This is a genomic window from Flavobacterium panici, assembly GCF_024499525.1.
GTDB lineage: Bacteria > Bacteroidota > Bacteroidia > Flavobacteriales > Flavobacteriaceae > Flavobacterium > Flavobacterium panici.
The window spans coordinates 1927802-1942656 of record NZ_CP100437.1; the positions used below are offsets into that span (position 1 = coordinate 1927802).

General features: G+C 34.7%; 15 protein-coding genes. 5 read left to right on the top strand and 10 right to left on the bottom strand.

Annotated elements, in window-relative coordinates; all coding sequences use genetic code 11:
- Nucleotides 1-53: 53 nt before the first annotated feature.
- Genes NLJ00_RS08500 through NLJ00_RS08510 form a run of 3 tightly spaced genes read right to left on the bottom strand, consistent with a single transcriptional unit; the run spans nucleotide 54 to nucleotide 1984 of the window.
- Nucleotides 54-623, bottom strand: coding sequence for a DNA-3-methyladenine glycosylase I (locus NLJ00_RS08500; protein ID WP_256636896.1), 570 nt, complete (start codon nucleotides 621-623; stop codon nucleotides 54-56).
- Nucleotides 623-1306 carry a hypothetical protein gene (locus tag NLJ00_RS08505; protein WP_256636897.1) on the bottom strand — a complete coding sequence of 228 codons (684 nt, stop codon included), beginning with the start codon at nucleotides 1304-1306 and terminating at the stop codon, nucleotides 623-625. Before NLJ00_RS08505 ends, NLJ00_RS08500 begins: the two co-directional genes overlap by 1 nt.
- Before the next feature lie 15 nt (nucleotides 1307-1321).
- Nucleotides 1322-1984, bottom strand: coding sequence for a queuosine precursor transporter (locus NLJ00_RS08510; protein WP_053472625.1), 663 nt, complete (start codon nucleotides 1982-1984; stop codon nucleotides 1322-1324).
- A gap of 159 nt (nucleotides 1985-2143) precedes the next feature.
- Between NLJ00_RS08510 and NLJ00_RS08515 the strand changes: the two genes are divergently transcribed.
- Nucleotides 2144-4207, top strand: coding sequence for a M3 family metallopeptidase (locus NLJ00_RS08515; protein WP_256636898.1), 2064 nt, complete (start codon nucleotides 2144-2146; stop codon nucleotides 4205-4207).
- A 65-nt stretch (nucleotides 4208-4272) separates the two neighbouring features.
- Here NLJ00_RS08515 and tsf read toward each other — a convergent pair whose 3' ends face one another.
- From tsf to NLJ00_RS08545, 6 genes are all read right to left on the bottom strand, one after another.
- Nucleotides 4273-5235, bottom strand: a complete 963-nt coding sequence (tsf, locus tag NLJ00_RS08520; RefSeq protein WP_180856366.1) for a translation elongation factor Ts — start codon at nucleotides 5233-5235, stop codon at nucleotides 4273-4275.
- 137 nt (nucleotides 5236-5372) lie between these two features.
- Nucleotides 5373-6143 (bottom strand): 30S ribosomal protein S2, encoded by a 771-nt coding sequence (gene rpsB / locus NLJ00_RS08525; protein WP_053472627.1) that lies wholly within the window; start codon nucleotides 6141-6143, stop codon nucleotides 5373-5375.
- A 176-nt stretch (nucleotides 6144-6319) separates the two neighbouring features.
- Complete coding sequence (gene rpsI / locus NLJ00_RS08530) at nucleotides 6320-6706, bottom strand: 30S ribosomal protein S9 (RefSeq protein ID WP_017497947.1); 387 nt, start codon at nucleotides 6704-6706, stop codon at nucleotides 6320-6322.
- Complete coding sequence (gene rplM, locus NLJ00_RS08535; protein WP_256636899.1) at nucleotides 6706-7161, bottom strand: 50S ribosomal protein L13; 456 nt, start codon at nucleotides 7159-7161, stop codon at nucleotides 6706-6708. The genes rpsI and rplM overlap by 1 nt, the downstream gene beginning before the upstream one ends.
- Nucleotides 7162-7354: 193 nt before the next feature.
- Nucleotides 7355-8167, bottom strand: coding sequence for a ferritin-like domain-containing protein (locus NLJ00_RS08540; protein ID WP_053472628.1), 813 nt, complete (start codon nucleotides 8165-8167; stop codon nucleotides 7355-7357).
- 26 nt (nucleotides 8168-8193) lie between these two features.
- Nucleotides 8194-8940, bottom strand: coding sequence for a ferritin-like domain-containing protein (locus NLJ00_RS08545; protein ID WP_053472629.1), 747 nt, complete (start codon nucleotides 8938-8940; stop codon nucleotides 8194-8196).
- 194 nt (nucleotides 8941-9134) lie between these two features.
- Here NLJ00_RS08545 and NLJ00_RS08550 point away from each other — a divergent pair, with 194 nt between their 5' ends.
- On the top strand, nucleotides 9135-10160 hold the full coding sequence (locus tag NLJ00_RS08550; RefSeq protein WP_053472630.1) for a LacI family DNA-binding transcriptional regulator: 1026 nt from the start codon (nucleotides 9135-9137) through the stop codon (nucleotides 10158-10160).
- 225 nt (nucleotides 10161-10385) lie between these two features.
- On the opposite strand, the gene polA is transcribed toward NLJ00_RS08550, so the two are convergent.
- Nucleotides 10386-13238: a DNA polymerase I gene (gene polA, locus NLJ00_RS08555; RefSeq protein WP_256636900.1), complete on the bottom strand. Its 2853-nt coding sequence runs from the start codon at nucleotides 13236-13238 to the stop codon at nucleotides 10386-10388.
- Between the two features lie 314 nt (nucleotides 13239-13552).
- Here polA and NLJ00_RS08560 point away from each other — a divergent pair, with 314 nt between their 5' ends.
- From NLJ00_RS08560 to NLJ00_RS08570, 3 genes are all read left to right on the top strand, one after another.
- The gene (locus NLJ00_RS08560; protein ID WP_256636901.1) at nucleotides 13553-13750 is read left to right on the top strand and encodes a hypothetical protein; all 198 of its coding nucleotides are present in this window, start codon (nucleotides 13553-13555) and stop codon (nucleotides 13748-13750) included.
- A 51-nt stretch (nucleotides 13751-13801) separates the two neighbouring features.
- A complete protein-coding gene (locus NLJ00_RS08565; protein ID WP_053474401.1) occupies nucleotides 13802-13984 on the top strand; it encodes a hypothetical protein in 183 nt (60 codons plus the stop codon).
- Nucleotides 13985-14171: 187 nt separating this feature from the next.
- Complete coding sequence (locus NLJ00_RS08570; protein ID WP_053474400.1) at nucleotides 14172-14846, top strand: response regulator transcription factor; 675 nt, start codon at nucleotides 14172-14174, stop codon at nucleotides 14844-14846.
- Nucleotides 14847-14855: the final 9 nt, after the last annotated feature.

The window sequence follows — 14855 nt, forward strand, 5'->3', positions numbered from 1 at the left end:
GTTTCAGGTTTCAAGTTTTTTGAAAACTGAAAACTGCGACTAAAGACTGGAAACTATTTTTTTCTCGTCCAGCAGTCTTTGATATGATCATTTACCATTCCGGTTGCCTGCATGTGAGCGTAAATAACGGTTGAGCCTACGAATTTGAATCCGCGTTTTTTTAAATCCTTGCTGATTGCATCTGAAAGAGGCGTTGTTGCCGGAACGTCTTTTAAAGTTTTGGGATTATTGTCGATAGGTTTTCCATCGGTGAATTTCCATATATACTCTGAAAAACTTCCAAATTCTTCCTGAACTTTTATAAAAGCCTGAGCGTTTGAAATAGTTGCTTTAACTTTAAGTTTATTTCGGATGATTCCGGTATTCTGCAATAATTCTTCAATTTTATCTTCAGAATAATTCGCAATTTTTTTATAATCGAAATGATCGAAGGCATTTCTGAAATTCTCTCTTTTATTTAAAATGGTAATCCAGCTTAATCCAGCCTGAAAAGTTTCTAAAATTAAAAACTCAAATAAAGATGCATCATCATAAACGGGAACGCCCCATTCTTCATCATGATATTTTTTGTATAAATCACTGGCTGAACACCAGTCGCATCTTACTTGATCTTCGTTTTTCATTATTTTCCTATTTGCCAGCTATATCCTTCTACTCCCGGAATATAAGCAGAACGTCCAATTATGATCAATTCATTATGGATTTTTTTGTCGTACTTAATGCCAATTGCTGTTCCTGATGTATATAATTTATTAGCTTTAAAAGTAATTTTCATAAGACCATCTTTGAATTTAGCATCTGAAACTTTTTCAATAAACCAGGTCGACCGCCATTTTATGGCTATTTCATCTTCAGAAGTTTTTGTAATACTTTTTACAAGTTTTACGGCTTCTTTAGGGATTTCAAAATTTTCAGTTAATTGTTTCTGATTTAAAGTCTGTCCAATTTTACTGAGAGAAAGTATTTTTTTTAGATTGCCAAATGTTACCAAAGATTTGTTTTCTTCTTCATTCCAGTTTAAGTTAGCGTTTTCTGTCTCAACTTGTTGATTTTGAATTAGTGGTCTGCTTTGGCTTTCCTTTTTTGATGAAAAATGATTTCGTTTGTTAGTTGCAGAATTATGAGCAAGATCTTTAGATATTCCGATAGTTTTTAATGGTGTTTTTTTTAATGTTTTCGCAGAAGCGGGAGTTAATTTATCGACAGGATAAATTGTTTTTCGTTTCTGCTGCTTTTTTTCATCGTTGCCACAGCCCATCAAAAAACAGGTAATTGAAAGAAATAGCGTGGCAATTGTCTTTTTCATAACTACAAGTTAGCTTTAATCTTTGATAGTAAGATCTTCTTCCAAATATTTTTTTATCAAATGATGTCCAAGGTAAATTAAAGGAGTTAATACAACCGCAACCGAAAGTTTGAAAATGTAACCTGTTAGCCCAGAAGTGATAAAAGTTTTAAAATCGATTTTTCCCGGAAGCCAAAAAGCTATTCCCAATACAATAAAAGAGTCAAATAATTGAGAAATTACAGTAGAACCAGTTGCTCGTAACCATATTTTCTTTTCTCCGGTTCTTTTTTTGAAAAACCAAAAAATCCAAACGTCGATTAACTGTGATACCATGAAAGCAACAATACTTCCGAAGATAATCCACATACTTTGTCCAAAAACGGCATGAAACTGCTCATCATTAACCGGACTGATTCCTTTTGCTGCCGGAATTACAATCGCCATAAATAAAATCAAAAAAGCATATGCGATTAGGCAAGCGGTTATAAAAGAGAGTTTTTTTACTCCTTTTTCGCCAAAGTATTCATTAATCAAATCAGTAGTTAGAAAAACAATCGGCCAGGGTAAAATCCCTATACTCATTACAAAAGGACCAATCTGAATTAATTTTCCTCCAATAAGTTCAGCCACAACGGCATTCGTGATAAATATTCCTGATAGAACTACAAAGACAATTTCTTTTCGGGTTTTAAACATGTTATTTTGGTTATAATGATTCAAATTTAAACTATTTCTTCAAATGTTCGAAATGGATTAATGAGTTCGTTTGAAGTTTGCTTTTGATTGGTTAATTTTGAGTTGCTGCTTATTTTTTTGGGAAACTATTTAAGCAGAAAATTATTAATGCATTTTATTATGAAAACACAAATAGATTTAAATAATCCGTTACTTCAGGAATGGTCTGGTGCTTATGGCGGAGTTCCGGATTTTACAAAATATAAAATCTCTGATTTTAAACCCGCAATTGAGTTTGCTATTCAGGAAAAATTAGAGGAGATTGATGCAATTGCAAACAATGTTGAAGAACCTACTTTTGATAATACAATTGTTGCTTTAGAGCTTTCTGGCGAAAAACTGGACAGAATTCATGCCGTTTACGGAATTTACAGATCCAATTTAAGCAGTCCTGAATTTAATGTGGTTGATACAGAAATGTCTCCAAAACTGGCAGAGATTAGTGATAAACTATATCAAAACGATAAATTGTTCCTCAGAATTGAAAAACTGTATAAAGCTGCCGAAAGTAAAAAGTTAAATCCTGAACAACAGCGTTTGCTTTGGCTTTATTATACTGATTTTGTTCGAGAAGGAGCGGAGTTAAATGAAGAAGATAAAAAGGAAGTAGCCAGAATTAATCAGGAACTTGCCGGACTTTTTACTCTTTTCAGCCAAAAATTATTGGCAGAAGAAAATGATCAGTTTTTAGAATTAAAATCTGAAAATGATTTGGATGGTTTGCCTGAGGAATTTAAAAACGCAGCCATTGCTGAAGCGAAAGAAAGAAAGCTGAATAGTTTAGCTAGTATTGGCAACACAAGATCTTCAATAGAACCGTTTTTGACTTTTTCAAATCGAAGAGATTTACGAGAAAAAGCATTTGATATTTTTGTAAAACGTGGTGATAACAAGAATCAAAATGATACTAATGAAACACTGGTTTCAATTTTACAATTACGTGCGAAGAAAGCCAAAATATTAGGCTTTAAGAATTTTGCTGAGTGGAGTTTGTCTAATAAAATGGCTAAAGACCCACAGAAGACTTTAGATTTAATGGAATCGGTATGGAAGCCAGCTGTTGAAAAAGTAAAAAATGATGTTGCTGCAATGCAGGAAATGGTAAATAACGAAGGCGGAAATTTTAAAATTCAACCTTGGGATTATCGTTATTATGCAGAAAAAGTGCGCAAAGCAAAATATGATTTAGACCAAAATGAGATAAAACAATATCTGCAGTTGGAAAATTTACGTGAAGCCATGTTTTGGGTTGCGGGTGAATTATTTAATTTAGGATTTAAACAATTATTTGATGTTCCGGTTTATCATCCCGATGTTCGCGTTTGGGAAGTGAATAATAAGGATACAGGTAAATTAATCGGGCTGTGGTACTTTGATCCTTATGCGCGTGTTGGCAAGCGTTCTGGAGCGTGGATGAACTCGCATAGAGATCAGCAAAAAATAAAACAAAAAGTATTGCCAATAGTATCGAATAACTGTAATTTTATAAAAGGAAATAGTGATGATCCAGTATTGATTTCCTGGGACGATGCTACAACTTTATTTCATGAATTTGGGCACGCTTTGCACGGTTTATGTTCAAATGTTACTTATCCTAGTTTGTCAGGAACTTCGGTTGCGAGAGATTATGTTGAGTTTCCTTCGCAATTACTGGAACATTGGCTGGCAACTCCAGAGGTACTGAACAAGTTTGCACTTCATTATAAAACAAATCAGCCATTGTCTGAATCTTTGGTAGAAAGAATAGAAAAAGCAGGGAATTTTAATGAAGGTTTTGCAACTGTCGAAACCATTTCGAGTTCTTTTGTAGATATGAAACTGCATTTAACGACAGAAACTGTTGATCCGCATCAATTTGAGAAAGATGTTTTGGCAGAAATTAATATGCCGTCAGAGATTGTGATGCGACATAGAATTCCGCAGTTTGCACATATTTTTTCAAGCGATGGATATGCAGCCGGATATTATAGTTACTTATGGGCTGACGTAATAAATGCAGATGCTTATGAAGCTTTTCTGGAAGGAGACGGCCCTTATGATAAAAAAGTAGCAGAACGTCTTTATGACATTGTTTTAAGTGTTGGGAATAGTGTAGATAATGAAAGGATGTATGAGGATTTTAGAGGACATGCTCCAAAATCGGATGCTTTGATGCGTGCGAGAAATTTTCCAGTTGAAAGTTAAAAACTGAAAATAAAAAAGCCCGAATAAATTAATATTCGGGCTTTTTATATTGAAATAATAATATATTAACCTAAAGTAACTCTTTTGAAACCTGTGATTTCAACGTTGAATCCTTTAACGTAATCACCAACTTTTTTACTATCGTCTTTGATAAAGTTTTGATCTAACAAAGCTTTCTCTTGATCTAAAGTAGTATTGTCAGAGATAAAACGCTGTACTTTTCCTGGAATAATTTTGTCCCAAATTTGCTCTGGTTTACCTTCAGCTTTTAATTCAGCTTTAGCATCTTCTTCAGCTTGTTTTAAAACTTCTGGAGTTAATTGAGAGTAAGAAATGTATTTAGGAACATTTTTTAAAGTTTTTCCTAAACGTTTTGCTTCTTCATTATCTTTTTCGATTACAGCAATACGAGCAGCAAGTTCAGATTCAACAAAAGCAGGATCAAAATCTTTGTAAGATAATGTATCAGCTCCCATAGAAGCAACTTGCATAGAAACATCTTTAGTTAAAACGTCAGCGTTAGGAATTGCAGCAGAAATTGCAGTTAATGCAGCAATTTTGTTAACGTGAACATAAGATCCAACGAAAGCACCTTCTAAAATTTCAAAACCACCGATTTCGATTTTTTCACCGATAACACCAGTTTGCTCGATTAATTTTTCAGCAACAGTAATTCCGTTGAAATCTGAAGCTAAGAAATCTTCTTTAGAAGAGAAATTGATAGCTCTTTCTACTAAATCTTTAGCCAAAGTTACGAAAGCCTCATTTTTACCTACGAAATCTGTTTCGCAGTTTAAAGTGATGATAGCTCCTTTAGTGTTGTCAGCATTAACAAAAGAAACAGCAGCTCCTTCAGAAGACTCACGGTCAGAACGGTTAGCAGCAACTTTTTGTCCTTTTTCTCTAAGGACTTGTATAGCTTTATCGAAATCTCCATCAGCTTCAACTAAAGCTTTTTTACAGTCCATCATTCCGGCACCTGTAGATTGTCTTAATTTATTTACGTCTGCAGCAGTAATTGTTGCCATAATATTTTGAATTTTAATGTTAAAAGTAAAAATTCCATCTTTTAAATTCTAAACTCCAATTTTATTAAATTATCAACATAACGTTTTTAATTTGTGGTTTGGATTTTAGAATTTAAAATTTGGAATTTAAATTTGATTTATTCTTCAGTTGCAGGAGCAGCTTCAGCCTCAGCAGCAGGAGCAGCAGCTTCTTCAGCTACTTCAACTTCTTTTTCAGAACCTCTGTCAGAAAGACCTTCGATAACTGCAGTAGTCACTAAAGATAAAATTTTGTCAATTGATTTAGAAGCATCATCATTTGCTGGAATAACGTAATCAACCTCTCTTGGGTCAGAATTCGTATCAACCATTGCGAAAACTGGAATGTTTAATTTTTGTGCTTCTTTTATTGCGATGTGTTCAGCTTTGATATCTACTACGAACAATGCTGCAGGTAGTCTAGACATATCAGCGATTGAACCTAAGTTTTTCTCTAATTTAGCACGTAGACGATCAACTTGCAAACGCTCTTTTTTAGATAACGTCATGAAAGTACCATCTTTCTTCATTTTATCAATAGAAGACATTTTTTTAACTGCCTTTCTGATAGTTACGAAGTTAGTTAGCATTCCACCTGGCCATCTTTCAGTGATATAAGGCATGTTTGCAGCCTTTGCTTTATCAGCAACGATGTCTTTAGCTTGTTTTTTGGTAGCTACGAATAAGATTTTTCTACCTGATGCAGCGATTTTTTTCAAAGCTTCGTTAGCTTCTTCAATTTTAGCTGCAGTTTTATATAGATTGATAATGTGAATACCATTACGCTCCATATAAATGTAAGGAGCCATGTTTGGATCCCATTTTCTAGTCATGTGTCCGAAGTGAACACCTGCTTCTAGTAATTCTTTTACTTCTATTTTGTTTGCCATTTTTGTACTAGTTTACGTTCTGTTGATTAGCAATGTATAAATGGCGATTTCTCTGGCTTTATACATTTAGATGCTAAACTATATCCTACCTCGATAGGAGAGCAACAATAACTGTGTTTTTTAATTTCAATAAATAATTGATAATGTCTTGTCCCATCTGAACAAGACAGGTAATATTAACGTTTAGAGAATTGGAATCTCTTACGAGCTTTCTTCTGACCGAATTTCTTACGTTCAACCATTCTAGGGTCTCTTGTTAATAAACCTTCTGGTTTAAGGATAGCTCTGTTTTCGATGTTCACTTCACACATTACACGTGCTAATGCCATTCTTACAGCTTCTGCCTGACCAGTTGAACCACCTCCGTAAACGTTTACTTTTACATCAAAGTTACTAGCATTTTCTGTCATAGATAATGGTTGTAATACTTTGTATTGTAAAGTTGCAGTTGGAAAGTAAGTTGCGAATTCTTTTTTGTTTACAGTGATTTTACCTGTTCCTTCAGAAACATATACACGTGCAACAGCGGTTTTTCTTCTACCGATTTTGTGAATAACTCCCATTACTTAAGATCGTTTAGGTTAACAGTTCTAGGTTTTTGAGCTCCGTGAGTATGCTCAGCACCTACAACAACATTTAGATTTCTAAAAAGTTCAGCTCCTAATTTGTTTTTAGGTAACATTCCTTTTACAGCTTTTTCTACTAATAATGCAGGGTTTTTAGATTGCAATACTTTAGCAGTTAAAGTTCTTTGTCCTCCTGGGTAACCTGTATGACGCATGTAAATTTTGTCATTCATTTTTGTACCTGTAAGGTTAATTTTTTCTGAGTTGATAACAATTACGTTATCTCCACAGTCAACGTGCGGTGTGTAACTTGGCTTGTACTTACCTCTTAAGATCATCGCAACCTTTGAAGCAAGACGACCTAAGTTGTGACCTTCTGCATCAACAACAATCCACTCTTTATTTACAGTGGCTTTGCTAGCTGAAATTGTCTTGTAGCTTAATGCGTCCATAATATTATTTTAATTAAACATTCCATCCCCAATAAAGGGGATGCAAAAGTACAATTAATTATTTTAAAACCAAATACCTGAAAAGAATATTTTATATCCTGAAAATCAGGCTTTCAGTTTTTATTTTTAAAACCATAAAAAAACCGCCCTCACAATAACGCGAGGGCGGTTCAAAATTAACCTTAATTTTTAACTAAACAATAAATATATTGGCTATATCGACCACTTGTTGTGTCGTTAACGGTTCATCATAAGCTTCTGATCCTGCGGCAGCACCAAATGCTGAGGCTGTATTGAAGCCTGCCTGCATGGTTACTCCTTCGCCATCATAAACAGCCTGCGTTGCTGCCGGCATTCCGGCACCTCTTTCAGCATTAGAGATCCAGCCTTTTAAACCTCGCAGTCTTCTAACTTCAGAAGCGTGTCTGGCCTCAACTGAGTGAATTTGTAATGCTGCTGTCAGTAAATCAGGTGTAGATATTAAGTTAGCGGCCTGACCTTTATATGCTCTTACGCCTGTATCTTCAAAAGCTTGTGCCAATGCCAGAAAGGTAGGATAGTCATTAAAAGGATCAAATGCTCCGCCTACAGTAAAGTCAAAAGTTGGTTTTGGAACGAAGTTAGCGCTCATTGTTCCGCCAAGCCCCGCAATTAAAAACGAAACGTGATCTGCTTCGTGTGCCGCGATTTGCTGAAAAACTTTTAAATCGCGTCCGCCATTTTCAGAAGCTGGGATTACTCCAGAATCTAATGCCATGGCGTAAAATTCGTTTTCCAGATATTCCAGAGTCAATGCAAACTGCAAAGCTCCAATTGGTGTCGCCGGTGTTGCGGTTATGTCTTTTGCAAAAGCTTTATTGGTAAAAGCAGCCAATCCAAAAGGAATTGATGCCATTGCCAGGTTTTTTCCGATATTCCCAAACTGCGTAAAACTGTCTCTTCTGGAACCAGTGCTTTTCATTAAGCTGTCATCAGTAAAGGTTTCTATAAATTTTAAAATATTCATAATTTCTAATTTTTAGCTAGTTAAGATTAAGGTAAATAGTTTGCCGTGAATTTTGTGGTAATAAATCCTGCGGCAACTGGTAGGATTTTTGACGGATCTTTTGCAACGTCTAATCCGGTTGAAGTGCTTATAATATCATCTCCGGCAAAATCTTTTGAATTCGGGTTGATTAAACTTCTAATTGCAGAAGCATGCCTGGCCTCTACAGAAACAATTTTTCCGGCTAATAATAAATAATCAGGGCTTTTAATAAGTCTGCCAGCTCCATTATAAGCAGCAACACCAGTATCTTCAAGTGCTTTTGCGGTAGCTAAAACTTCGGTACGGCTATTAAAATTTAAAGCACCATAACTAAAGGCTAAAGAAGGAAGTAATTGAGAACCAGGATCTGGAAGCGCTCCGGTTAAAGCGGCTTTAAAAAAATCTCTGTGCACTACTTCGTGATGGTAAAGATCTGTCAGGACCTGACGTTCTGTGTCATTAAATACAGTATTAAAGTTGGAGGCATTTACCACTTTAGTGTAAAAATCGGCTTCTAACTGCTCTAAGGCGTACGCATAAGTTAGAACACCAAAGTCTCCTGAGCCTAAGTCAAAAACACCATTTTTGACTCCAGGTAAGGAATTATCCTCCATATTGTCATCGTTATCATTGTCGCTGCAACCAGCTAAAACCAAACCTGCGGTAACTAATGTTAGTCCACTGAGCTTCAGAAAGCTCCTTCTGCTATCCAGGGAAGGGTTGACTTCCTGAATTTTAACTTCGTTTTTCATAATCTAGGCTTTTATTAAGTTAATAACATTCTATTAAGTTTATTAACGAAATTTTTAGACATGCGGTTTCAGAAATTTCTTCTTTTTTAGAATTATTTCGAATAGATACTATTATTTCAAATAGTGGTAGGGGTTTTTTGTTTTATTTTCGGTAATTCTACTATATTTGTATTAATTACATAAACTTTTATTAGATGAAAGCTAAAGCAACTCTAAAACAAATTGCGAAGGAACTAGGTGTTTCTGTGTCTACAGTGTCTAAAGCACTAAACGACAGCCCGGAAATAAGTGAGCAGACGAAGGTGAAGATTAAAGAGTATGCCAAACTCAAAAATTATAAACCGAATGTTATTGGTCTGAACTTGAAGAATCGAAAAACCAAAACAATTGGTGTAATTATACCTAATATATTAAACTCCTTTTTTGCAAAGGTTTTTAGCGGCATCGAAAAGGTTGCCGATAAAAAGGGATATAATGTAATTACGTGTATTTCGAATGAATCTTTAGAGAAAGAGGTTCATACGCTTGAAATGTTAAGCAACGGAACTATCGACGGATTTATTCTTTCGGTTTCTGAAGAAGCACAAAAGCTGCAAGATTACAATCACTTTTCGGCTATTATTAATGACGGAACGCCAATTGTAATGTTTGACAGAATTGCTGATGAAGTAGAATGTGATAAAGTTGTAGTTGATGATTTTGACTCTGCTTTAAACTCGACGCAGCATTTAATTAATTTAGGCTGTAAAAATATCGCCTTAATTTCTTCTGTAGATAATTTAAGTGTTGGAAAATTAAGAGCTGATGGATATTTAAAAGCTTTAAAAGACAATAATATTCCGGTAAACGAAAAAATTATTCTTCGTACGGATTCTGAAGATGATATGAAAGCTAAAATTGATTCGATTTTTGATCATAAAATTGATGCGATTTTTGCTTTAGATGAAAATGATTCAGTTGCAGCTTTAAGAGTAAGTTTGAAAAAAGGATACAAAGTTCCAGAAGATATTTCGATAATTGGTTTTGCTGATGGAATCTTGGCTTCAAGACGTTTGTCTCCAAGTTTAACAACAGTAAGCCAGCACGGAATTGAAATTGGTGAAGTGGCTGCCAAAAAACTAATCGAAAGACTGGAAGAGCCAGAAGGTGAAACTTCTGATTACGAAACGATCATCATCAAAACAAAATTGAAAGAAAGAGAGTCTACAAGAAAGGCTTAATTATAAAATGTAATTCATAAAAAAAGGACTGTTCATTTGAACAGTCCTTTTTTTTATGTTTAGTGTCATTTCGACGAAGGAGAAATCTCCGCAAGTAACTCCGCAATGAGGATCCAATCTTTGTCGAGCTTCTCGCGAAGATTTCTCCTTCGTCGAAATGACAAGATTGTGTTGATTGTTCTTGATTCATAAATCTAAAATCTAAAATCAACAATCTAAAATAAATTAATGCGCTTCTAACCAATCTTTACCCAAACCAAGTTCAACTTCTAAAGGAACTGCCATTTTGAAAGCATTTTCCATTTCGTGTTTAATCATTGGCTGGATTTTTTCTAATTCGTCGTTGTGCACATCAAACACAAGCTCATCATGAACTTGCAGCAGCATTCTGGATTTCCAGTTTTCGTCTTGTAATTTTTTATGAATGTTAATCATGGCAATTTTAATCACATCGGCAGCACTTCCTTGAATTGGTGCATTTACAGCATTTCGTTCGGCAGCACTTCTCACAACGGCATTCGCAGAATTAATATCTTTTAAATAACGGCGACGACCTAAAATAGTTTGTACATAACCGTTTTCACGCGCAAAATCAACCTGATCCTGCATATATGATTTTAATCTCGGATACGTTTTGTAATAAGCATCAATCAAAGCTGCACTTTCACCGCGAGATAATGAAGTCTGATTACTTAATCCGAAAGCAGAAACACCATATATAATTCCAAAGTTTACCGTTTTAGCATTACTTCTTTGTTCGCGTGAAACTTCTTCAAGCGCTACATCAAAAACTTTTGCTGCAGTAGCTCTGTGAATATCTTCACCGTTTTGGAAAGCTGCAATCATATTTTCTTCACCACTCAAAGCAGCGATAATTCGTAATTCAATTTGCGAGTAATCGGCAGAGATTAACGTGTGATTTTCATCGCGTGCTACGAAAGCTTTACGAATCTGACGTCCTCTTTCCGTACGAATCGGAATGTTTTGTAAATTCGGATTATTAGAACTCAAACGTCCAGTTGCGGCAACAGTCTGCATATAATCGGTATGAACGCGTAATGTTTTTTTGTCAACTTGTTCCGGCAAAGCCAAAATATAAGTACTTTGTAACTTCACCATTTGACGCCAGTCCAAAATTTGTTTTACAATAGGATTGTCGTTTGCTAAATAAGTCAAAACTTCCTCTCCGGTTGCATATTGACCCGTTTTGGTTTTCTTTTGCTTTGCTCCGCCAATTTTAAGTTTATCAAATAAAATATCTCCTAATTGTTTTGGAGACGCAAGGTTGAATTTCTCGCCCGCAGTTTCATATATCTGTTCTTCTAAAGATTTGATTTCAATTTCCATCTCTCCAGACATTTGTTTTAAGAAATCAACATCAAGGCGAATTCCTTCTGTTTCCATTGCAGCTAAAACGCTTACTAACGGAATTTCAATTTCATCAAACAGCTTTTTAGTTTCTGTTTTGTCTAATTCTGTAGTAAAGATTTCTTTTAATTGTAAAGTAACATCAGCATCTTCTGCAGCATATTCTTTAATATCTTCTAAAGGAACATCACGCATCGAAAGCTGATTTTTTCCTTTTTTACCAATTAGAGTTTCAATTGATTTTGGTGAGTATTTTAAGTACGTTTCGGCCAAAATATCCATATTATGACGCATATCCGGATTAATCAAATAATGCGCAATCATGGTATCAAAAAGTTTTCCTTTTACCGTAACTCCGTAATTAGCAAGAATTTTTAAATCGTATTTTAAGTTCTGTCCAATTTTTTCGATGTTTTCATTTTCAAAAAACGGAACAAATTTGTCTACTAAAGCTTTTGCTTCTTCCTGACTTTCCGGAAACGGAACATAAAATGCTTTTCCTTTTTCGTAAGAGAAAGACATTCCCACAAGTTGTGCATGCAACGCATCGATTCCTGTAGTTTCGGTATCAAAACAAACTGAAGTCTGTTTTTGTAAATTCTGTAAAAGCAATTTAATTCCTAAATCCCCCTGAACGATTTGATAGGAGTGCTCAGTATTTTCTAAAGTATTGTAAAATGAATTTCTTGCAGCTTCTGCACTTTCATCAAGAGTAATTCCGCCTCCGCCAAAAAGATCAAATTGGTCTTCGTTTTTAGGTTGCGGTTTTTTGTATAATTTAGGATCGGCTGCCGGAGCACTATTTGCTAATTCATTTCCGCCTCCAACTTTAAACAAATTGTCAAACTGTTCCGCCATTCTTCTAAATTCCAGTTCCTGAAAAATAGCATCTGTTTTTTCAATATCAGGGCGAGAAAGTTCGTAATCATCTTCATTAAAAACAACATCGCAATCGCAGATAATCGTTGCCAGTTTTTTAGACAAAATACCTTTATCTTTATTCGCTTCGATATTCTCCTTCATTTTTCCTTTTAGTAAATGTGTATTGTCTAAAAGGTTTTCCATTGTACCAAATTCTTTTAGGAACTTTTTAGCGGTAACTTCACCAACTCCAGGCAATCCTGGAATATTATCCACGGCGTCGCCCATCATTCCTAGAAAGTCTATAACTTGTTCAGGTCTTTCGATTTCAAATTTTGCCAAAACTTCGGGAATTCCCCAAATTTCGATTCCGTTACCCATACGGGCAGGCTTGTACATGAAAATATTTTCAGAAACCAATTGCGCAAAATCCTTATCCGGCGTTACCATGAAAACCTTATAATTTTGTTTTTCGGCTTGTTTGGCAATAGTTCCAATTAAATCATCGGCTTCACAACCTTCGATTTCAATAATCGGGATATGCATGGCTCTTAATAATTCCTGAATATAGGGAACTGCAATTTTAATCGCCTCAGGCGTTTCATCACGATTGGCTTTATATTCTACGAACATTTCCGTTCTTACATGACTTCCGCCTTTGTCAAAAGCAACAGCAAGATGATCTGGTTTTTCTCTTTTAATAACATCTAAAAGTGAGTTCATAAAACCCATAATTGCAGATGTGTCCATTCCTTTTGAGTTTATTCTCGGGTTTTTTATAAAGGCATAATAGCCGCGAAAAATTAATGCATAAGCATCTAGAAGAAAAAGGCGTTTTTGAGTTGACATATAAAAAATATTAGTCTGTAAAAATAAACAATTGGGTCCTCAAAAATTAGACTAACGAGATTTTTTTTCCACCATAGATTTTTTTTCACCATATAAGTTATATAAGTTCATTTAATATATGCGGTATCGAAATAGACGCACTGCTGTGCGTCTCTACTAAAATGAACTTATATAACTTATATGGTGGAAAAACGAGCAAAGCGTTAATGTCAAGTTAATTTTTTTTATTCAGGGATTTCTTCATTTTGTCTTAATGTTATGGGAGTAATTTTGATCTGTAAAATAAAAGGTAATTAATTTAAATCTTAGAAATCATGAGAAATTTATTGATGTTATTAACAGCAGTTTTAGGAACAAGCGCAATGGTTCATGCGTTTCCTGCAAAAGATGGTAAAACAGTTCCTGCAAAAGAAGTAAAAGCAACAAAACACCCGAAAAGCAAAACTGATAAAAAAACAAAATCAGTAAAAAGTGAAGCTCCAAAAGCAGAAACAGCAAAAGCAAAAAAATAAACAAAAAGATAATTTAGAAAAAAAGGTTGGTTAATTTAAAAATTTAAAATCATGAAAAAATTAATTTTATTAGCGGTAGCAGTTTTAGGAACAACTGCAATGGTAAATGCTCAAACAACTCCAGCTCAGGCAGCGCCTGCAAAAGAAGTTAAAGCGACAAAACACCATCATAAAGGAAATAAAAAGGCAAAAGCTGAAGCTCCAAAAGACGAAGCTGCAACTGTGAAAAAATAAGAATTACTCTCGTTTTGTTTTCGAAGCATTGTAACGGAGGCAAAACAGGAATAATGATTATGATGAATGCGATTGAAGAAAGCTGATGAAGAAATTTGTCAGCTTTTTTTATTCGTTAATTTTTTAATAACGCGTAACTGGACTTTTGATAATTGATTAATTTTAGTTGCGTTTAAATGCCTTTTTTATGAATGTTTTAATTGTTGAAGATAATAAGGAACTTGCTGTAGAGGTTTACGACTTTTTGTGCAATGCGGGTTATATTTGTAAAATCGCTAATAATTGCGCCGATGCTCTTGAAGAATTTGCAAGCAATGATTATGATGCGATGCTGCTGGATCTTGGTTTGCCGGACGGAGATGGTTTTGAGGTTTTACAGACGATTCGAAAAACAAAATCAAAAATTGCGGTAATTGTGCTAACGGCGCGCGGAGAATTAGACGACAGGATTAACGGACTTCATCTTGGAGCGGATGATTATTTGACGAAACCTTTTGCTTTAACCGAATTAGCAGCAAGATTATTTGCCGTAATCCGCCGTATTCATGGTTTTACTTTAAACAATTTAAGCATTCACGGATTTTTACTGCAGCTTCAGGATTATAAAGTGAGTTTTAATGATGTGCCTTTAAGTTTGACCAAAAAGGAATTTGATATTTTTCAATATTTGGTTTTAAATAAAAACAGGGTAATTACAAGACTTCAATTGACAGAACATATTTGGGGCGATATTCTGGAGGTAAACTCCGATTCTAATTTTATAGACGTACACGTTCGTAACCTTCGAAAAAAATTAGACAAACATACTTCGATTGATTGGTTTGAAACCGTTAGAAATGTTGGTTATCGTATTAATGAATAAATAGATTTT